Origin of the sequence: Rathayibacter sp. AY1E6 (assembly GCF_002931115.1) — a bacterium.
In the GTDB taxonomy this organism is placed as follows: Bacteria; Actinomycetota; Actinomycetes; order Actinomycetales; family Microbacteriaceae; genus Rathayibacter.
Genome location: NZ_PSVK01000001.1, coordinates 103,769 through 117,191 on the forward strand (window position 1 = coordinate 103,769; position 13,423 = coordinate 117,191).

Consider the following 13,423-nt stretch of genomic DNA (forward strand, 5'->3'; position numbering starts at 1 on the left):
TCAGGCTCCTGTCGAGGGTGCGGTCGCGGAGTCGGTCGACTCGGCGTGGGGGCTGGTGGGTCCCGTCGAGGAGACGATCGGGATGGCCGAGGTGGCGGCCAGGGACGCGAGCGAGGCGGCGACCGAGTGGTCGACCTCGGGCTCGGGGGTGCTGTGCTCCTGGAGGATGACGAGAGACTTCGCCTGGACGGTGAGCATCGCCCCCGCCGGACGCGGGATCGAGTCCGCCTCGGCGCCGGCGGTGTCGACGAGGACGCTCCACTCGAGCGCGTACTCGTCGCTCGGGATCGCGAACTCGACGTCGACGTCGTCGGCGTTGAAGTACAGGAGGAAGCTGTCGTCGGTGACGGGGCGCCCGCGCTGGTCGCGCTCGCGGATCCCGTTGCCGTTGAGGTAGATGCCCACCGATCGGCCGAGGCCGGAGTCCCAGTCGGACGGGGACATCTCGGTGCCGGCGGCGGTGAACCAGACGATGTCGGGCAGGGGCTCGCCGTCGCCGCGCAGGACGGGGCGGCCGTCGAAGAAGCGCATGCGTCGGAAGGTCGGGTGCTCGGCGCGCAGGCGGATGAGCGCCGCGGTGAACTCGAGCAGCGGCCGGTCGGCGTGCGCCCAGTCGATCCAGGTCAGCTCGCTGTCCTGGGCGTAGGTGTTGTTGTTGCCGTTCTGGGTCCGGCCCAGCTCGTCGCCGTGGAGGATCATCGGGACGCCCTGGGAGATCAGCATCGTCGCGAGGAAGTTCCGCTGCTGGCGTGCCCGGAGCGCGAGCACCCGCGGGTCGTCCGTGGGCCCCTCCACGCCGTGGTTCCAGGAGCGGTTGTGCGACTCGCCGTCGTTGCCGTCCTCGCCGTTGGCGTCGTTGTGCTTCTCGTTGTACGAGACCAGGTCCCGGAGGGTGAAGCCGTCGTGCGCCGTGACGAAGTTGATCGAGGCGACCGGGTAGCGGCCCGAGTGCGCGTAGAGGTCGGCCGAGCCGGTGAGGCGCGAGGCGAACTCCCCCAGCGTCGACGGCTCGCCGCGCCAGAAGTCGCGGACCGTGTCGCGGTACTTGCCGTTCCACTCCGTCCACTGGGGCGGGAAGTTTCCCACCTGGTAGCCGCCGGGCCCGACGTCCCACGGCTCGGCGATCAGCTTCACCTGCGAGACCACCGGGTCCTGCTGGACGAGCTCGAAGAAGGTGGAGAGCCGGTCGACGTCGTAGAACTCGCGTGCCAGCGCCGAGGCGAGGTCGAAGCGGAAGCCGTCGACGCGCATCTCCGTCACCCAGTAGCGCAGCGAGTCCATGATCAGCTGGAGCGAGTGCGGGTGTCGCACGTTCAGGGTGTTCCCGGTGCCGGTGTAGTCCATGTAGTAGCGCTTGTCGTCGTCGACGAGGCGGTAGTACGCCTCGTTGTCGATGCCGCGGAACGACAGGGTGGGGCCGAGGTGGTTGCCCTCCGCCGTGTGGTTGTAGACCACGTCGAGGATGACCTCGATGCCGGCCGCGTGGAGCGCCTTCACCATGCTCTTGAACTCCTGCACCTGCTGGCCCTGGTCGCCCGTGGAGGAGTAGGTGTTCTGCGGAGCGAAGAAGCCGATCGTGTTGTAGCCCCAGTAGTTCGAGAGGCCCTTGTCCATCAGCGTCGAGTCGTTCACGAACTGGTGCACGGGCATGAGCTCGATCGCCGAGACGCCCAGGTGCTTGAGGTGGTCGATCACCGCGGGGTGGGCGACTCCGGCGTAGGTGCCGCGGAGCTCCTCCGGCACGTCGGGGTGCGTCTTGGTGAGCCCCTTCACGTGCGCCTCGTAGATCACGGTGCTGTCGTAGGAGGTGCGCGGGCGGCGGTCACCGGCCCAGTCGAAGAAGGGGTTGATGACGACGCCCATCATCATGTGCGGCGCCGAGTCCTCGTCGTTCGTCGAGCCCGGGTCGCCGAAGGTGTACGAGAAGAGGGACTGGTCCCAGTCGATCTCCCCCGAGATCGCCTTCGCGTAGGGGTCCAGCAGCAGCTTGTTCGGGTTGCAGCGGTGGCCGGCATCGGGGTCGTACGGTCCGTGGATGCGGAAGCCGTAGCGCTGGCCCGGCTGGACCTGCGGGAGGTAGCAGTGCCAGACGTAGGCGTCCGACTCCTGGATCTCGACGCGCGTCTCGGTGCCGTCCTCCTCGAAGAGGCACAGCTCGACGCGCTCGGCGATCTCGCTGAACAGGGCGAAGTTCGTGCCGCTTCCGTCGAACGTCGCGCCCAACGGGTAGGCGGTTCCGGGCCAGGTCTCCACGAGACTCCTCAGGGGATTGTTCTCGGGCAGTCCGGGAGACGCCGATGTGCGGTCTGCGGATGCCCGACGTCGGGGGTGATGGTCCGTCACTTCCGCGACGGACCGACTGCTCAGCTTAGCGAGCGTGTCTCGAGCATTCCCCTGACGGTCAGCGCTCATCGCGCGGTCCTCCTCCAGTGGTCACGACCGGCGGCCGGAACCGCCGTCCGGTTCGTCCTGCGGGCGCATGAGCGGGCAGGTCGTCCCGGTGGGTCACGCTCGAACAGTACGGTCGCGCCCGGTCCGCCGGGGAGGGCTGGCGCCGCGCCGGGTGCATCGGCTAGAACGCGCCGGAGGGACTGTCCGGTGCACGCGGAGGGGACGGCCGGGCTGGGCAGGAGCAGCGATCGGCCCCGTCGTCAGGGCCACGTCGCCACGCACCGTGGCGCCGCACCGCGATCAGTGCGAGCCGAGCCTGCGCCGCAGGAGGTCGATCCGCGCCTGCAGCTGGGTCACGCTCGCCTGCGCCACCGCGGGTCCGCCGCAGAGCCGGCGCAGCTCGGTGTGCACCTGGCCGTGCGACTCGCCCGTCCCCCGTGCCCACAGGCCGACCAGGGAGTTGAGCAGACTGCGCTGCTCCTTGAGCGTGCGGTAGAGCGGCGCCGGGATCTCGCTCGCCGGCTCGGCCGGGGCCGCCGCCCCCGCGCGGCTGCCGGCGCGCTTGGCCTGCCGCTGCTGCCGGTGCTGGAGCAGCTCCCGCACCTGGTCGGGCTCGAGGAGCCCCGGCAGGCCGATGAAGTCGAGCTCCTCCTCGCTCTCGACCTCGACCTCCATCCCGAACTCGGCGCCCTCGTAGACGACGCGGTCGAAGGTGGCGGCCGAGCCGATCGACTCGAAGCGGCCCTCCTCCAGGAGATCGGAGGACGCCTTGTCGCTGCGCTCGGCGTCGGCCATCAGGTCGGCTTCGGGGTACTCCTCGTCGTCGGAGGTCCTGCGGTCGAGGGCGTGATCGCGCTGCAGCTCCATCGAGCCCGCCAGCGCGAGCAGGCCGGGCACGTTCGGGAGGAACACCGAGGCGGTCTCGCCGCGGCGCCGCGCGCGCACGAAGCGGCCGATCGCCTGGGCGAAGAACAGAGGAGTCGACGCCGATGTCGCGTACACGCCGACGGCGAGCCTCGGCACGTCGACGCCCTCGGAGACCATGCGGACCGCGACCATCCAGCGACCGGTGTCCTTCGCGAACTCCTCGATCCGGTCGCTCGCCTCCTTCTCGTCGGAGAGCACGACGGTGACGGTCTCGCCGCTGATCTCGCGGAGCATGGCGGCGTAGGCGCGCGCGGTGTAGTGGTCGGTCGCGATGACCAGGCCGCCGGCGTCGGGCACGGCGCGCCGCACCTCGGTGAGGCGGGTGTTGGCGGCGCGGAGGACCGAGGGGATCCAGTCGCCCTTCGGGTCCAGCGCGGTCCGCCAGGCCTGCGAGGTGATGTCCTTGGTGTTGCCCTCGCCGAGCCGCGCCTCCATCTCGTCGCCGGCCTTCGACTTCCAGCGCATCTGCCCGGCGTAGACCATGAACAGCACCGGCCGGACGACGCCGTCCGCGAGCGCGCGGCCGTAGCCGTAGGCGTAGTCGGTGAGCGAGGTGCGGATGCCCTCCTCGTCCGGCAGGTAGCTGACGAACGGGATCGCCGCCGTGTCCGAGCGGAACGGCGTCCCGGTCAGCGAGAGCCGGCGGACCGCGGGCTCGAAGGCCTCGCGCACCGCGTCGCCCCAGCTGAGGGCGTCGCCGGCGTGGTGCACCTCGTCGAGGATGACGAGGGTGCGTCCGGACAGGGTGAGCTCGCGGTGGAGCTCGGCGCGGACGGCGACCTGCGCGTAGGTGACGGCGACGCCGTGGTAGTGGCGGGCGTGGCGGCCCATGCGGTTGGTGAAGGTCGGGTCCAGGCGGATGCCGACGCGGTGCGCGGCCTCGGCCCACTGGCGCTTGAGGTGCTCCGTCGGTGCGACCACGGTGATCCGGTCGACCGTGCGGTTGTGCAGCAGCTCGGCGGCCAGACGCAGCGCGAAGGTGGTCTTGCCCGCGCCCGGGGTCGCGGCGGCCAGGAAGTCGCGCGGCTCGTGCTGGAAGTAGGCCTCGAGCGCCTCCGCCTGCCAGGCGCGGAGCTTGTTCGCGGTACCCCACGGTGCCCTGCCCGGGAACGACGGGGACAGGTGCTCAGCGGCGGAGGTGCCGACCTGATGACCGAAGCTCGAGGGACTGTTCACGTGGACCGAATCTAGCCGACGCCTCCGACAGCGGCTCGGTCTCCGCGGCCCGCCGGGAGGCGCACGGCGTGTCGCGCCGTGCCACCGGCGGCCGGGTGCGGAGCATGATGGAGGGATGGTCGAGCAGCGTCATCCGTGGTCCCGCTACGTCGCCCTGGGCGACTCCTTCACCGAGGGGATCGGCGATCCGGAGCCCGGCAGCCCCGGCGGGCACCGCGGCTGGGCGGACCGCGTGGCGGAGGTCCTGGGCAGCCAGAACGAGGACTTCGCCTACGCCAACCTGGCGGTGCGCGGCCGCCTCCTGCAGCAGATCGTCGACGAGCAGGTCGAGCCCGCCCTGGAGCTGCGCCCCGACCTCATCACCATCTCCGCGGGCGGGAACGACGTCATCCGCCCGGGGACCGACCCCGACGACATCGCGTCCCGCTTCGAGTCGGGCCTCGCCCGGCTCCGCTCCGACGGGGCGACCGTCGTCCTCTTCACCGGAGTGGACGTGGGCTTCTCCCCCGTGTTCGGGTGGATCCGCGGGAAGGTCGCGATCTACAACGAGAACCTGCGGGCGCTGGCCAAGCGGTACGACTGCATCGTCGCCGACCAGTGGTCCCTCCAGGAGATCCAGGACGTGCGGATGTGGGCGCCGGACCGCCTGCATCTCAACCCGCACGGCCACCACGAGGTCGCGCGCATGGTCCTCGAGTCGCTGAACGTCGAGAACGACCTGCGCCCCCTGGCCCCGGAGCCGCTGCACGCCCGCACGTGGCGTGCCGCCCGCACGGAGGACATCCAGTGGGCGCGGGAGTACCTCGTGCCCTGGGTGCTGCGCCGAGTCCGCCACCAGTCCTCCGGCGACTTCATCACCGCCAAGCGGCCCTCCGCCGAGCGCTGGAGCACCGATCCCGCGGCCTCGGAGCCGGGATCGGTCGTGCCGGGCAACGCGACGCCGGAGGAGGTCGCCGAGGACATCGCGACCGCCGGCGTGCGGATCGTCGGCGATAGGGCCGCGGATCCCCTGGCCTGATCCGCTCCCGGGAGGCGGCGGCTCGCCCCGCGCTCAGCCGAACAGCTCGGCCGGGTGGCCGAGGCGCCAGGCGAAGCCCGGGTCCTCGATCGACCCGTCGGCGACGAGGGGAAGCTCGTACGGGGTGCCGTTGACGTCGACGACGGCGGTCCCCACGCGCTCGCCGTCGGCGACGGTCTCGAGCGGATCGAGGGCGACCGTGGTCGACGTCGAGACCGCACCCCACACCAGCACGGACCGAGTCTCCGCGGTCTCGGCCGTCGCCGTCTCCCCCCACGCGCTCGTGAGAGTGCCGTAGTCCTGGCCCTCGACGGTCAGCGGGACGGTCCGGAAGCCCGCCTCGACGGTCGGCACGAGGGTCAGCACGTCCGCGGCGAGCTGCGGATGCGTGCGCGCGCCCACCACCACGCCGACCAGGGTGACCGGCCGGCCCTCGACGGTCGCGTCGAGCGAGAACAGCAGGCACGAGCCCGCCTCGTCGGTCGTCCCCGTCTTGATCCCGTCCACTCCCGAGCGGCCGAGGAGCGAGTTGGTGTTGTCGACCTCGCCGACCCCCGGGATGACCGCGGTCGGCATCGCGACGATCGGAGCGAGCACCGGGTCCGCGATCAGCAGCTCGCCCAGGCGCACCATCTCGGCCGTCGTGCTGACCGTCGCCGGCGAGAGCCCGCTGGTGTCGGCGAGGGAGGTCCGCTCGAGCCCCTGCCCGTCGAGCCAGCCGCGCGCCGCGGCGAGGAAGGCGTCCTCCGAGCCGTATGCCCAGATCGCGAGGGACTTCGCGTAGTTGTTCGCGGACGGGAGCATCATGGCGGTCAGCGCCTCCCGCTCGGTCAGCTGCAGACCCGCGGTGACCGGAGCGTTCGAGCCGTTCTCGGCCAGGGTGTCGTTGTAGTACTGCACGTCCGCGCTCGTGAAGGTGATGGTCTCCCCGTCCGTCCCCTCTGCGATCGGCTTCGCCGCGAGGACGACGAGAGCGGTGACGACCTTGGCGATGCTCCCCGTCGGCACGGTTCCGGTGGAGCCGTAGCGGGCGAGCAGCCCGTCCTCCTCCGTCCCGTCGATGCCCACGGCCGCCACGGCGCCGGAGCCGTAGGCCGGCCAGGCCGGAGCGGGCGCGTCGACGGTGCTCGGGACGGGGTCCACCGCGACGGCGCTCGCCGTCGGCAGCTCCGCGGTCGCCGCGTTGGTCGCGTAGGCACCGCCTCCGCCGACCAGCACGGTCGCAGCGACGAGACCGGCGACGACCGCCCCGCGCCGTCGACGCGGTCGCGGCTCCGGCGCGGCGGGCTCCCCGAACAGGTCGAGGGCGTCGTCGGATCGGGTCGGGGAGGTCACCCCGTCATCGTACGGGCGGGCCTCTCACCCGTCCCGGACGCCGCCCCGTCGTCGGGCGCGGCGGGTGACGCGCGGCACCGACCCCGATCCAGCGGCGGGAGCGTCAGCAGCAGGTCACCGCGGGGCCGCCGAGCGCCGGAGCCGGGCGGTCAGCGCCCGCGGGTCAGCGCCCACAGTGCGACGGCGCTCGCCGAGGCCACGTTGAGCGAGTCGACGCCGTGCAGCATCGGGATGGTGACGACGGTGTCCGAGGCGTCCAGCGCCGCGCGGCTGAGCCCGTCCCCCTCGGCGCCCAGGACGATCGCGACGCGCTCGGGGCGAGCCGCCGCGTACTCGTCGAGCGGCACCGCGTCCGGAGCGAGCGCCAGCGCGGCGACCGAGAACCCGGCCTCCTCCAGAGCGCGGCGAGCCGGTGCCCACTCGGGGGTGCGCGTCCACGGCACCTGCAGGACCGTGCCCATGCTCACCCGGACGCTGCGCCGGTACAGGGGGTCCGCGCACCGCGGCGTCACGAGCACCGCGTCCGCGCCCATGCCGGCCGCGGCGCGGAAGACGGCGCCGACGTTGGTGTGGTCGACCAGGTCCTCCAGGATCACGACGAGGCGCGCGCCCTCCAGCAGCTCGGCCATCGGCCGCAGCGGCGGACGGTGCATCGAGGCGAGCGCTCCGCGGTGGAGGTGGAACCCGGTCAGCTCCTCGATCAGCGGATCCGGCGCCACGAAGACCGGCACCTCGGAATGACGCTCGAGCACCCCGGCCGCGTCCGGCAGCCGCTTCTCCTGCACCAGGACCGAGCGGGGACGGTGCCCGGCGTCGAGCGCCCGCTCGATCACCTTGGCCGACTCGGCGATGTACAGACCGCCCTCCGGCTCCAGCACCCGCCGCAGCGCCACGTCGGTGAGGCGGTGGTAGTCGGCGAGGAGCGGGTGGTCGAGGTCGGTGATGTGCACGATCGGCATCCCGGCAATCTAGGGCACGGCGCGGACTAAACTCGTCCAGGGGCCGCTCGAACGGCCCTCGAAGGAGGCGCGGATGGAGTCGAGTCCGACACCGGTCGCCGAGGGCCCCGAGGCGCTCGCGGTCGAGCAGGCCGTCGAACTCCTCAGCGGGCGCCGCATCGCCGCCGTCACCGGCGCGGGCATGAGCACCGACTCGGGCATCCCCGACTACCGCGGAGCCGGGGCACCGGTGCGCAGCCCGATGACCTACTCCCAGTTCGTCGCCGATCCCGACTACCGCCGCCGGTACTGGGCCGGCAGCCAGCTCGGCTGGCGCCGCTTCACCAGCACGCGCCCCAACGACGGCCACCGGGCCCTGGCCCGGCTCGAGGAGCGCGGCCTGCTCACGGGCGTCGTCACGCAGAACGTCGACGGCCTGCACGTCCGAGCCGGTTCGCGCCGCGTGGTGGATCTGCACGGCTCGGCGGACCGTGTGCGCTGCATGACCTGCGGCCAGTACTTCGCCCGCGACGCGGTGGCCGAGCGGATCGAGGCGCTCAACCCCTGGCTCGACGACCCCGACGTCTCCTCCCTCAACCCCGACGGCGACGCCGAGGTCCACGACGTCTCGGCGATGACCGTCCCCGAGTGCACGGTCTGCGGCGGGATCCTGAAGCCGGACATCGTCTTCTTCGGCGAGTTCATCCCGACCGAGCGGTTCGAGGAGGCGCGCGCCATCGTCGCGGGCGCCGACGCCCTGCTCGTCGCCGGCTCGTCGCTCGTGGTCAACTCCGGCATCCGCTTCCTCGAGATCGCCCGACGCGCCCGGATGCCGATCGTGATCGTCAACCGCGGCACCACCAAGGGCGACTCGCGGGCAAGCATCAAGATCGACGGAGGGACCAGCGAGGTGCTCCGCGAGCTCGCCGAGCGCCTGCCCGCGCGCCGCACCACCGCCCTCTGAGCTCCCGCCCGCTCCGCACCCGACCTCCCGAGAGGCCCCTGTGACCCAGCTCACCCTCGTCCGCCACGGCCAGACCGACTGGAACGCCACCCGGCGCATCCAGGGCAGGAGCGACATCCCGCTCAACGCGACCGGGCGCGCCCAGGCGCGGGCGGCGGCGCGGCTGCTCGCCGACCGGCGCTTCGACGCGGTGGTCGCCAGTCCGCTGCAGCGCGCCTTCGACACCGGAGCGATCATCGCGCGCGGTCTCGGACTCGACGAGCCGCTGGCGGTGCCGGGCCTGGCCGAGCGCGCCTACGGCGAGGCGGAGGGGATGACCGGTCCCGAGCTCGCCGAGCGCTTCCCCGGAGGCATCGAGCGCGCGCCGATCCCCGGCTGCGAGACCCGCGCCGAGGTCGTCGAGCGGGCGACCGCCGCGCTGCTCGAGGTGGCCGAGCGCTTCCCCGACGCGTCCGTCGTCGTCGCCACGCACGGTGCGGTCATCGGCAGCCTGATCCGCGCGCTCAGCAGCGAGGACCTCCCCGTGCACGGCGTCTCGGTCGGCAACGGCTCCCGGCACGACTTCGCGATCGTCGACGGGGCACTGCGCATCGTCGGCGTCGACGACTCCGGCGACGTGGTCGTGGCGGACGTCGACCTCGACGACGTGCTCAGCCCGGCTCCGGGAGCCTGACGGCCCACCTCCCGGAGGCGGTCCGATCGCCGGACCGCGTCAGCGCCGGCCGAGGTCCTGCAGGAGCCCGAAGAGCACCCGGGCGGAGTCGCGCCAGGAGAAGGCCGCGGCCCGCTCCCTCGCCCGGGCCGAGTGCGTCCGCCACACGGCGCCGTCCTCGAGCGACCGCACGCCGTCCGCGATGCCCTTCGCGCTCGACGGGTCGACGTACACGGCGGCGTCCTGGGCGATCTCGCGGAAGATCGGGATGTCGCTCACCACGACCGGCGTCCCGAGCGCCATCGCCTCGACCAGCGGGATCCCGAAGCCCTCGTCCCTGCTCGCCGTCACGAGAGCGGTCGCCCGCGCGAGCACCGCACGGTACTCCGCGTCCGGCGCCCCCTGGTGGAACACCAGCTTCGCGGTCGGCGCCAGGGCCCGGAGCGTCTCGACGGTCTCGTCGCTCGCCCGGCTCATCAGGTGCAGCTCGTAGTCGGGCAGCAGCCGCATCGCGCGCGCGAGCGTCTCGACGTTCTTGTAGGGCATGAACGAGCCCATGTAGACGAGCGAGCGCGCGGCCGACCGGTCGGGCAGCGATCCCGCCAGAGCGGCGCTCGCCTCGTCGGGCTCGGTCGCCGCGTTCGGGACGACGACCACCGGCCGGGTGGTGAGGCGGTGGGAGCGAATCAGGTCGCGGGTCGTCTCCGAGACGGTGACGACCGCGTCGGCGCGCTGGAGGAGCCTCCGCTGCGGCCACCAGGCGAGGTGGTAGAGCCGCCAGAGCGCGCGCACGGGAGCGGCCAGGTCGCGCGGCGGAGTGCGGTGGCGGTAGTAGATGAGGTCGTGCACGGTCAGGACGAGCCGGTAGCGGCGGCCGAGCGAGCCCATGGTCTGCATCGGCGAGAAGACCACGTCGGGCCGCAGCCGGTTCACCAGCAGCGCGACGAACGGCTCGAACGGGCTGGTGGGCCCGGTCACGCGCTCCCACGGGAGCGACGGGAGCATCGCGAGCTGGCGGCGGTCGCTGATCAGCATGGTCACGTCGTGCAGCTTCGCGAGCTCGCGGACGAGCTCCGCGGTGTAGCGGCTGATCCCGTCGTGCCGCTCGAGCCGGGTGTACCGGCAGTCGACGACGATCCTCATCGGTCGATCCCCTCCTCGAGGGCCGTCCGCAGCACGGCGGCGGCCTCGTCCGGCGTCTCGTAGTGGATCAGGTGGCCGACTCCGTCGATGACGTGCAGGCGGGCGTGCGGCAGCCTCTCGAGCAGGCGGTACTGCGCCGGGAGCGGAGTGATGTCGTCCTGCGCCGCGGCGATCAGCTGCGTCGGCACGCCGATCCGGGAGGCGTACTCGCCGACGTCGTGCGAGACGGAGGCGCGGAACGCCTCGAGGACCGTGTCGCGGGAGGCGAAGGCGCTGAAGTAGCGGTCGTGCTGGTCGTGCACGAAGCGTCGCAGCGCCGGCTCCTTCGTCTTCACCATCGCCAGGCTCATCACCCGCACGATCAACGGGTCGCTGAGCAGGCGGCGTCCGAGGGGGCCCGGCAGGAGCGCGCCGAGCCGGTAGTAGAGGACGGCGAGCCTGGTCAGGACGCCGCGGGGACCCTGCAGGGCGGGCGCGCCGATCGGGTTGACCAGCACCAGGAGCGGAGCGGGCAGCCCGTCCGCGACGGCCGCGGCCGCGACGATCGAGCCGAAGGAGTGGCCGAGGACGGCCGCCTCGCCGCGGAGCCCCAGCGCGTCGAGGAAGGAGCCGAGCCAGGAGGCGTAGCCGTCCACGTCGTGCGGCAGGCGCGTCATGGGGGTCGAGGAGCCGAAGCCGGGCAGGTCGGGAGCGACGACCCGCACGTCCGCTCCCCCGGCGAGCAGACGGGCGACGACGGGCTCGAGGCCGTGGTGCTCGCCGCGGAACCCGTGCACCAGCACGAGGACGCTCGAGGCGTCCGGAGCGCCGTAGGTCCAGTAGGCGGTGCGGGATCCGGCGACGTCCACCGCGGCCTCGCGGACGGGGACACGGCCGAGATCGGAGGCGTAGGGGGAGGGAGTGGTCATCGCGTTCCTTATCGTAGGGAAAGCCCGTCGAAGATCTGGCCGCAACGCCTTGCGTGGCCTCGATCCGAGCCGGGAGCATGATCACGCGCTCGCAACACGGCGCACCGCCCACCCGTCTCGCGAGACGGTCATCCGCTCAGGCAGCAGCAGAAGGAGCACCGTGAGCTTCACGTCGCCGATCCAACTCCCCGGACTCGCACTCGACCCCCAGTGGTACCGCCGGGCGGTGTTCTACGAGGTGATGATCCGGTCGTACTACGACTCCAACGGCGACGGCGCCGGCGACATCAACGGGCTCGCCTCCAAGCTCGACTACCTGCAGTGGCTCGGGATCGACGCCCTCTGGCTCCCGCCGTTCTACATGTCGCCTCTGCGCGACGGCGGCTACGACGTCTCCGACTTCAAGGCGATCCTCCCCGAGTTCGGCACGATGGAGGACTTCCGCGACCTCGTCCGGAAGGCCCACGAGCGCAACATGCGCATCGTGATGGACTTCCCGCTCAACCACACCAGCGACCAGCACGAGTGGTTCCAGCAGTCCCGCTCCGACCCCGAGGGGCCCTACGGCGACTTCTACGTCTGGAACGACACCGACGACAAGTGGCCGGACATCCGCATCATCTTCGTCGACACGGAGGACTCGAACTGGGCCTTCGACGCCGAGCGCCGCCAGTTCTACTTCCACCGCTTCTTCTCGCATCAGCCGGACCTCAACTTCGAGAACCCCGCCGTGCACGAGGCGATCCACGACGTGGTCAAGTTCTGGCTCGACCTCGGCGTCGACGGCATCCGGCTCGACGCGATCCCCTACCTCTACGAGTCCGACGAGGGCAACGGAGAGGGCGAGCCGCCCACCCACGAGTTCATCAAGAACCTCCGCACCATGGTCGACCGCGACTACCCCGGCCGCATCCTGATCGCCGAGGCGAACCAGTGGCCGCGGGAGGTCGCCGCGTTCTTCGGCACGGAGGAGGAGCCCGAGTGCCACATGGCGTTCGACTTCCCGGTCATGCCGCGCATCTTCTACTCCCTCCGCGCGCAGACGGCGAACGAGCTGAAGAAGGTGCTCTCCGAGACGTTCGACATCCCCAGCGGCGCCGCCTGGGGCGTGTTCCTCCGCAACCACGACGAGCTCACGCTCGAGATGGTGTCCGAGGAGTACCGCCAGGCCATGTACGGCTGGTACGCCTACGACCCGCGGATGCGCTCCAACATCGGCATCCGCCGCAGGCTCGCGCCGCTTCTGGACAACTCGCGCGCCGAGCTCGAGCTGATCAACGCCCTGCTCTTCTCCCTCGCCGGCAGCCCGTTCCTGTACTACGGCGACGAGATCGGCATGGGCGACAACATCTGGCTCAACGACCGCGACGCGTCGCGCACGCCGATGCAGTGGACGCCCGACCGCAACGCCGGCTTCTCGGCCGCCGACCCCGGCAAGCTCGTGCAGCCGATCGTCCAGTCGCTCGTCTACCACTACAACCAGGTCAACGTGGAGGCGCAGCTGGCGCAGTCCCGCTCCCTGCTGCACTGGATGCGGAACGTCCTGCACGTGCGCCGCGGCCACCCGGCGTTCGGCCTGGGGTCGATGCGCGTCCTCGAGACGGACCACGAGTCGGTGCTCGCCTTCGTGCGGGACTACGCCGGCTCGGGCTCCGAGATGGGCGACCAGCCCGAGGAGGTGCTCTGCGTCTTCAGCTTCAACCACAACCCGGTCTCGGTCACGATCACGGACCCGGAGAACCCCGGATCGACGCTCAGCGACCTGTTCGGCGGCGGCCGCTTCCCCGGATTCTCGGACGACGGCACGCTGACGATGACACTCGGCACGCAGGGCTTCTTCTGGCTCCACGTCGCCAAGGCGCACGAGGCCCGCTGACCCGGCAGCACGCCGAGGGGCCTCCGGCCGATGTCGGAGGCCCCCTTTAGGCTGTCGGCGTGAGCACCACCGGAACGACCGAGACGCAGACCGAG

10 protein-coding genes are annotated in these 13,423 nt (G+C 71.9%); 4 read left to right on the top strand and 6 right to left on the bottom strand.

From position 1 onward, the window contains the following. Positions 1 to 2,253, bottom strand: coding sequence for a glycogen debranching protein GlgX (glgX, locus tag C5C46_RS00430; RefSeq protein ID WP_104225274.1), 2,253 nt, complete (start codon positions 2,251 to 2,253; stop codon positions 1 to 3). 438 nt (positions 2,254 to 2,691) lie between these two features. Then, entirely contained in the window at positions 2,692 to 4,494 is a 1,803-nt protein-coding gene (locus C5C46_RS00435; protein ID WP_104221986.1) for a DEAD/DEAH box helicase, read from the bottom strand. Between the two features lie 115 nt (positions 4,495 to 4,609). On the opposite strand from C5C46_RS00435, the gene C5C46_RS00440 reads away from it, so the two are divergent. Then, positions 4,610 to 5,512: an SGNH/GDSL hydrolase family protein gene (locus tag C5C46_RS00440; RefSeq protein ID WP_104225275.1), complete on the top strand. Its 903-nt coding sequence runs from the start codon at positions 4,610 to 4,612 to the stop codon at positions 5,510 to 5,512. Positions 5,513 to 5,545: 33 nt separating this feature from the next. Here the strand turns inward: C5C46_RS00440 and C5C46_RS00445 are convergent, their stop codons facing one another. Both C5C46_RS00445 and C5C46_RS00450 read right to left on the bottom strand, forming a co-directional pair. Beyond that, positions 5,546 to 6,847, bottom strand: coding sequence for a D-alanyl-D-alanine carboxypeptidase family protein (locus C5C46_RS00445; protein ID WP_104225276.1), 1,302 nt, complete (start codon positions 6,845 to 6,847; stop codon positions 5,546 to 5,548). Positions 6,848 to 6,996: 149 nt separating this feature from the next. Beyond that, positions 6,997 to 7,806 (bottom strand): RNA methyltransferase, encoded by an 810-nt coding sequence (locus tag C5C46_RS00450; RefSeq protein WP_104225277.1) that lies wholly within the window; start codon positions 7,804 to 7,806, stop codon positions 6,997 to 6,999. A gap of 73 nt (positions 7,807 to 7,879) precedes the next feature. On the opposite strand from C5C46_RS00450, the gene C5C46_RS00455 reads away from it, so the two are divergent. Both C5C46_RS00455 and C5C46_RS00460 read left to right on the top strand, forming a co-directional pair. Continuing rightward, positions 7,880 to 8,749: a Sir2 family NAD-dependent protein deacetylase gene (locus tag C5C46_RS00455; protein WP_104225278.1), complete on the top strand. Its 870-nt coding sequence runs from the start codon at positions 7,880 to 7,882 to the stop codon at positions 8,747 to 8,749. Between the two features lie 40 nt (positions 8,750 to 8,789). Next, the gene (locus C5C46_RS00460) at positions 8,790 to 9,422 is read left to right on the top strand and encodes a histidine phosphatase family protein (protein ID WP_104221976.1); all 633 of its coding nucleotides are present in this window, start codon (positions 8,790 to 8,792) and stop codon (positions 9,420 to 9,422) included. A gap of 39 nt (positions 9,423 to 9,461) precedes the next feature. On the opposite strand, the gene C5C46_RS00465 is transcribed toward C5C46_RS00460, so the two are convergent. Both C5C46_RS00465 and C5C46_RS00470 read right to left on the bottom strand, forming a co-directional pair. Next, positions 9,462 to 10,544 (bottom strand): glycosyltransferase family 1 protein, encoded by a 1,083-nt coding sequence (locus tag C5C46_RS00465; RefSeq protein WP_104225279.1) that lies wholly within the window; start codon positions 10,542 to 10,544, stop codon positions 9,462 to 9,464. Then, positions 10,541 to 11,452, bottom strand: a complete 912-nt coding sequence (locus C5C46_RS00470; protein ID WP_104225280.1) for an alpha/beta fold hydrolase — start codon at positions 11,450 to 11,452, stop codon at positions 10,541 to 10,543. Before C5C46_RS00470 ends, C5C46_RS00465 begins: the two co-directional genes overlap by 4 nt. 160 nt (positions 11,453 to 11,612) lie before the next feature. Here C5C46_RS00470 and treS point away from each other — a divergent pair, with 160 nt between their 5' ends. Further along, positions 11,613 to 13,328 (top strand): maltose alpha-D-glucosyltransferase, encoded by a 1,716-nt coding sequence (gene treS / locus C5C46_RS00475; RefSeq protein WP_104221970.1) that lies wholly within the window; start codon positions 11,613 to 11,615, stop codon positions 13,326 to 13,328. Positions 13,329 to 13,423: the final 95 nt, after the last annotated feature.

What these genes read in the sequence shown, in the direction of transcription:
- C5C46_RS00455 (WP_104225278.1), top strand. Translation starts at nt 7,880, where the DNA reads ATGGAGTCGAGTCCGACACCGGTCGCCGAGGGCCCCGAGGCGCTCGCG.
- C5C46_RS00450 (WP_104225277.1), bottom strand. Translation starts at nt 7,806, where the DNA reads ATGCCGATCGTGCACATCACCGACCTCGACCACCCGCTCCTCGCCGAC.
- C5C46_RS00470 (WP_104225280.1), bottom strand. Translation starts at nt 11,452, where the DNA reads ATGACCACTCCCTCCCCCTACGCCTCCGATCTCGGCCGTGTCCCCGTC.
- C5C46_RS00465 (WP_104225279.1), bottom strand. Translation starts at nt 10,544, where the DNA reads ATGAGGATCGTCGTCGACTGCCGGTACACCCGGCTCGAGCGGCACGAC.
- C5C46_RS00440 (WP_104225275.1), top strand. Translation starts at nt 4,610, where the DNA reads ATGGTCGAGCAGCGTCATCCGTGGTCCCGCTACGTCGCCCTGGGCGAC.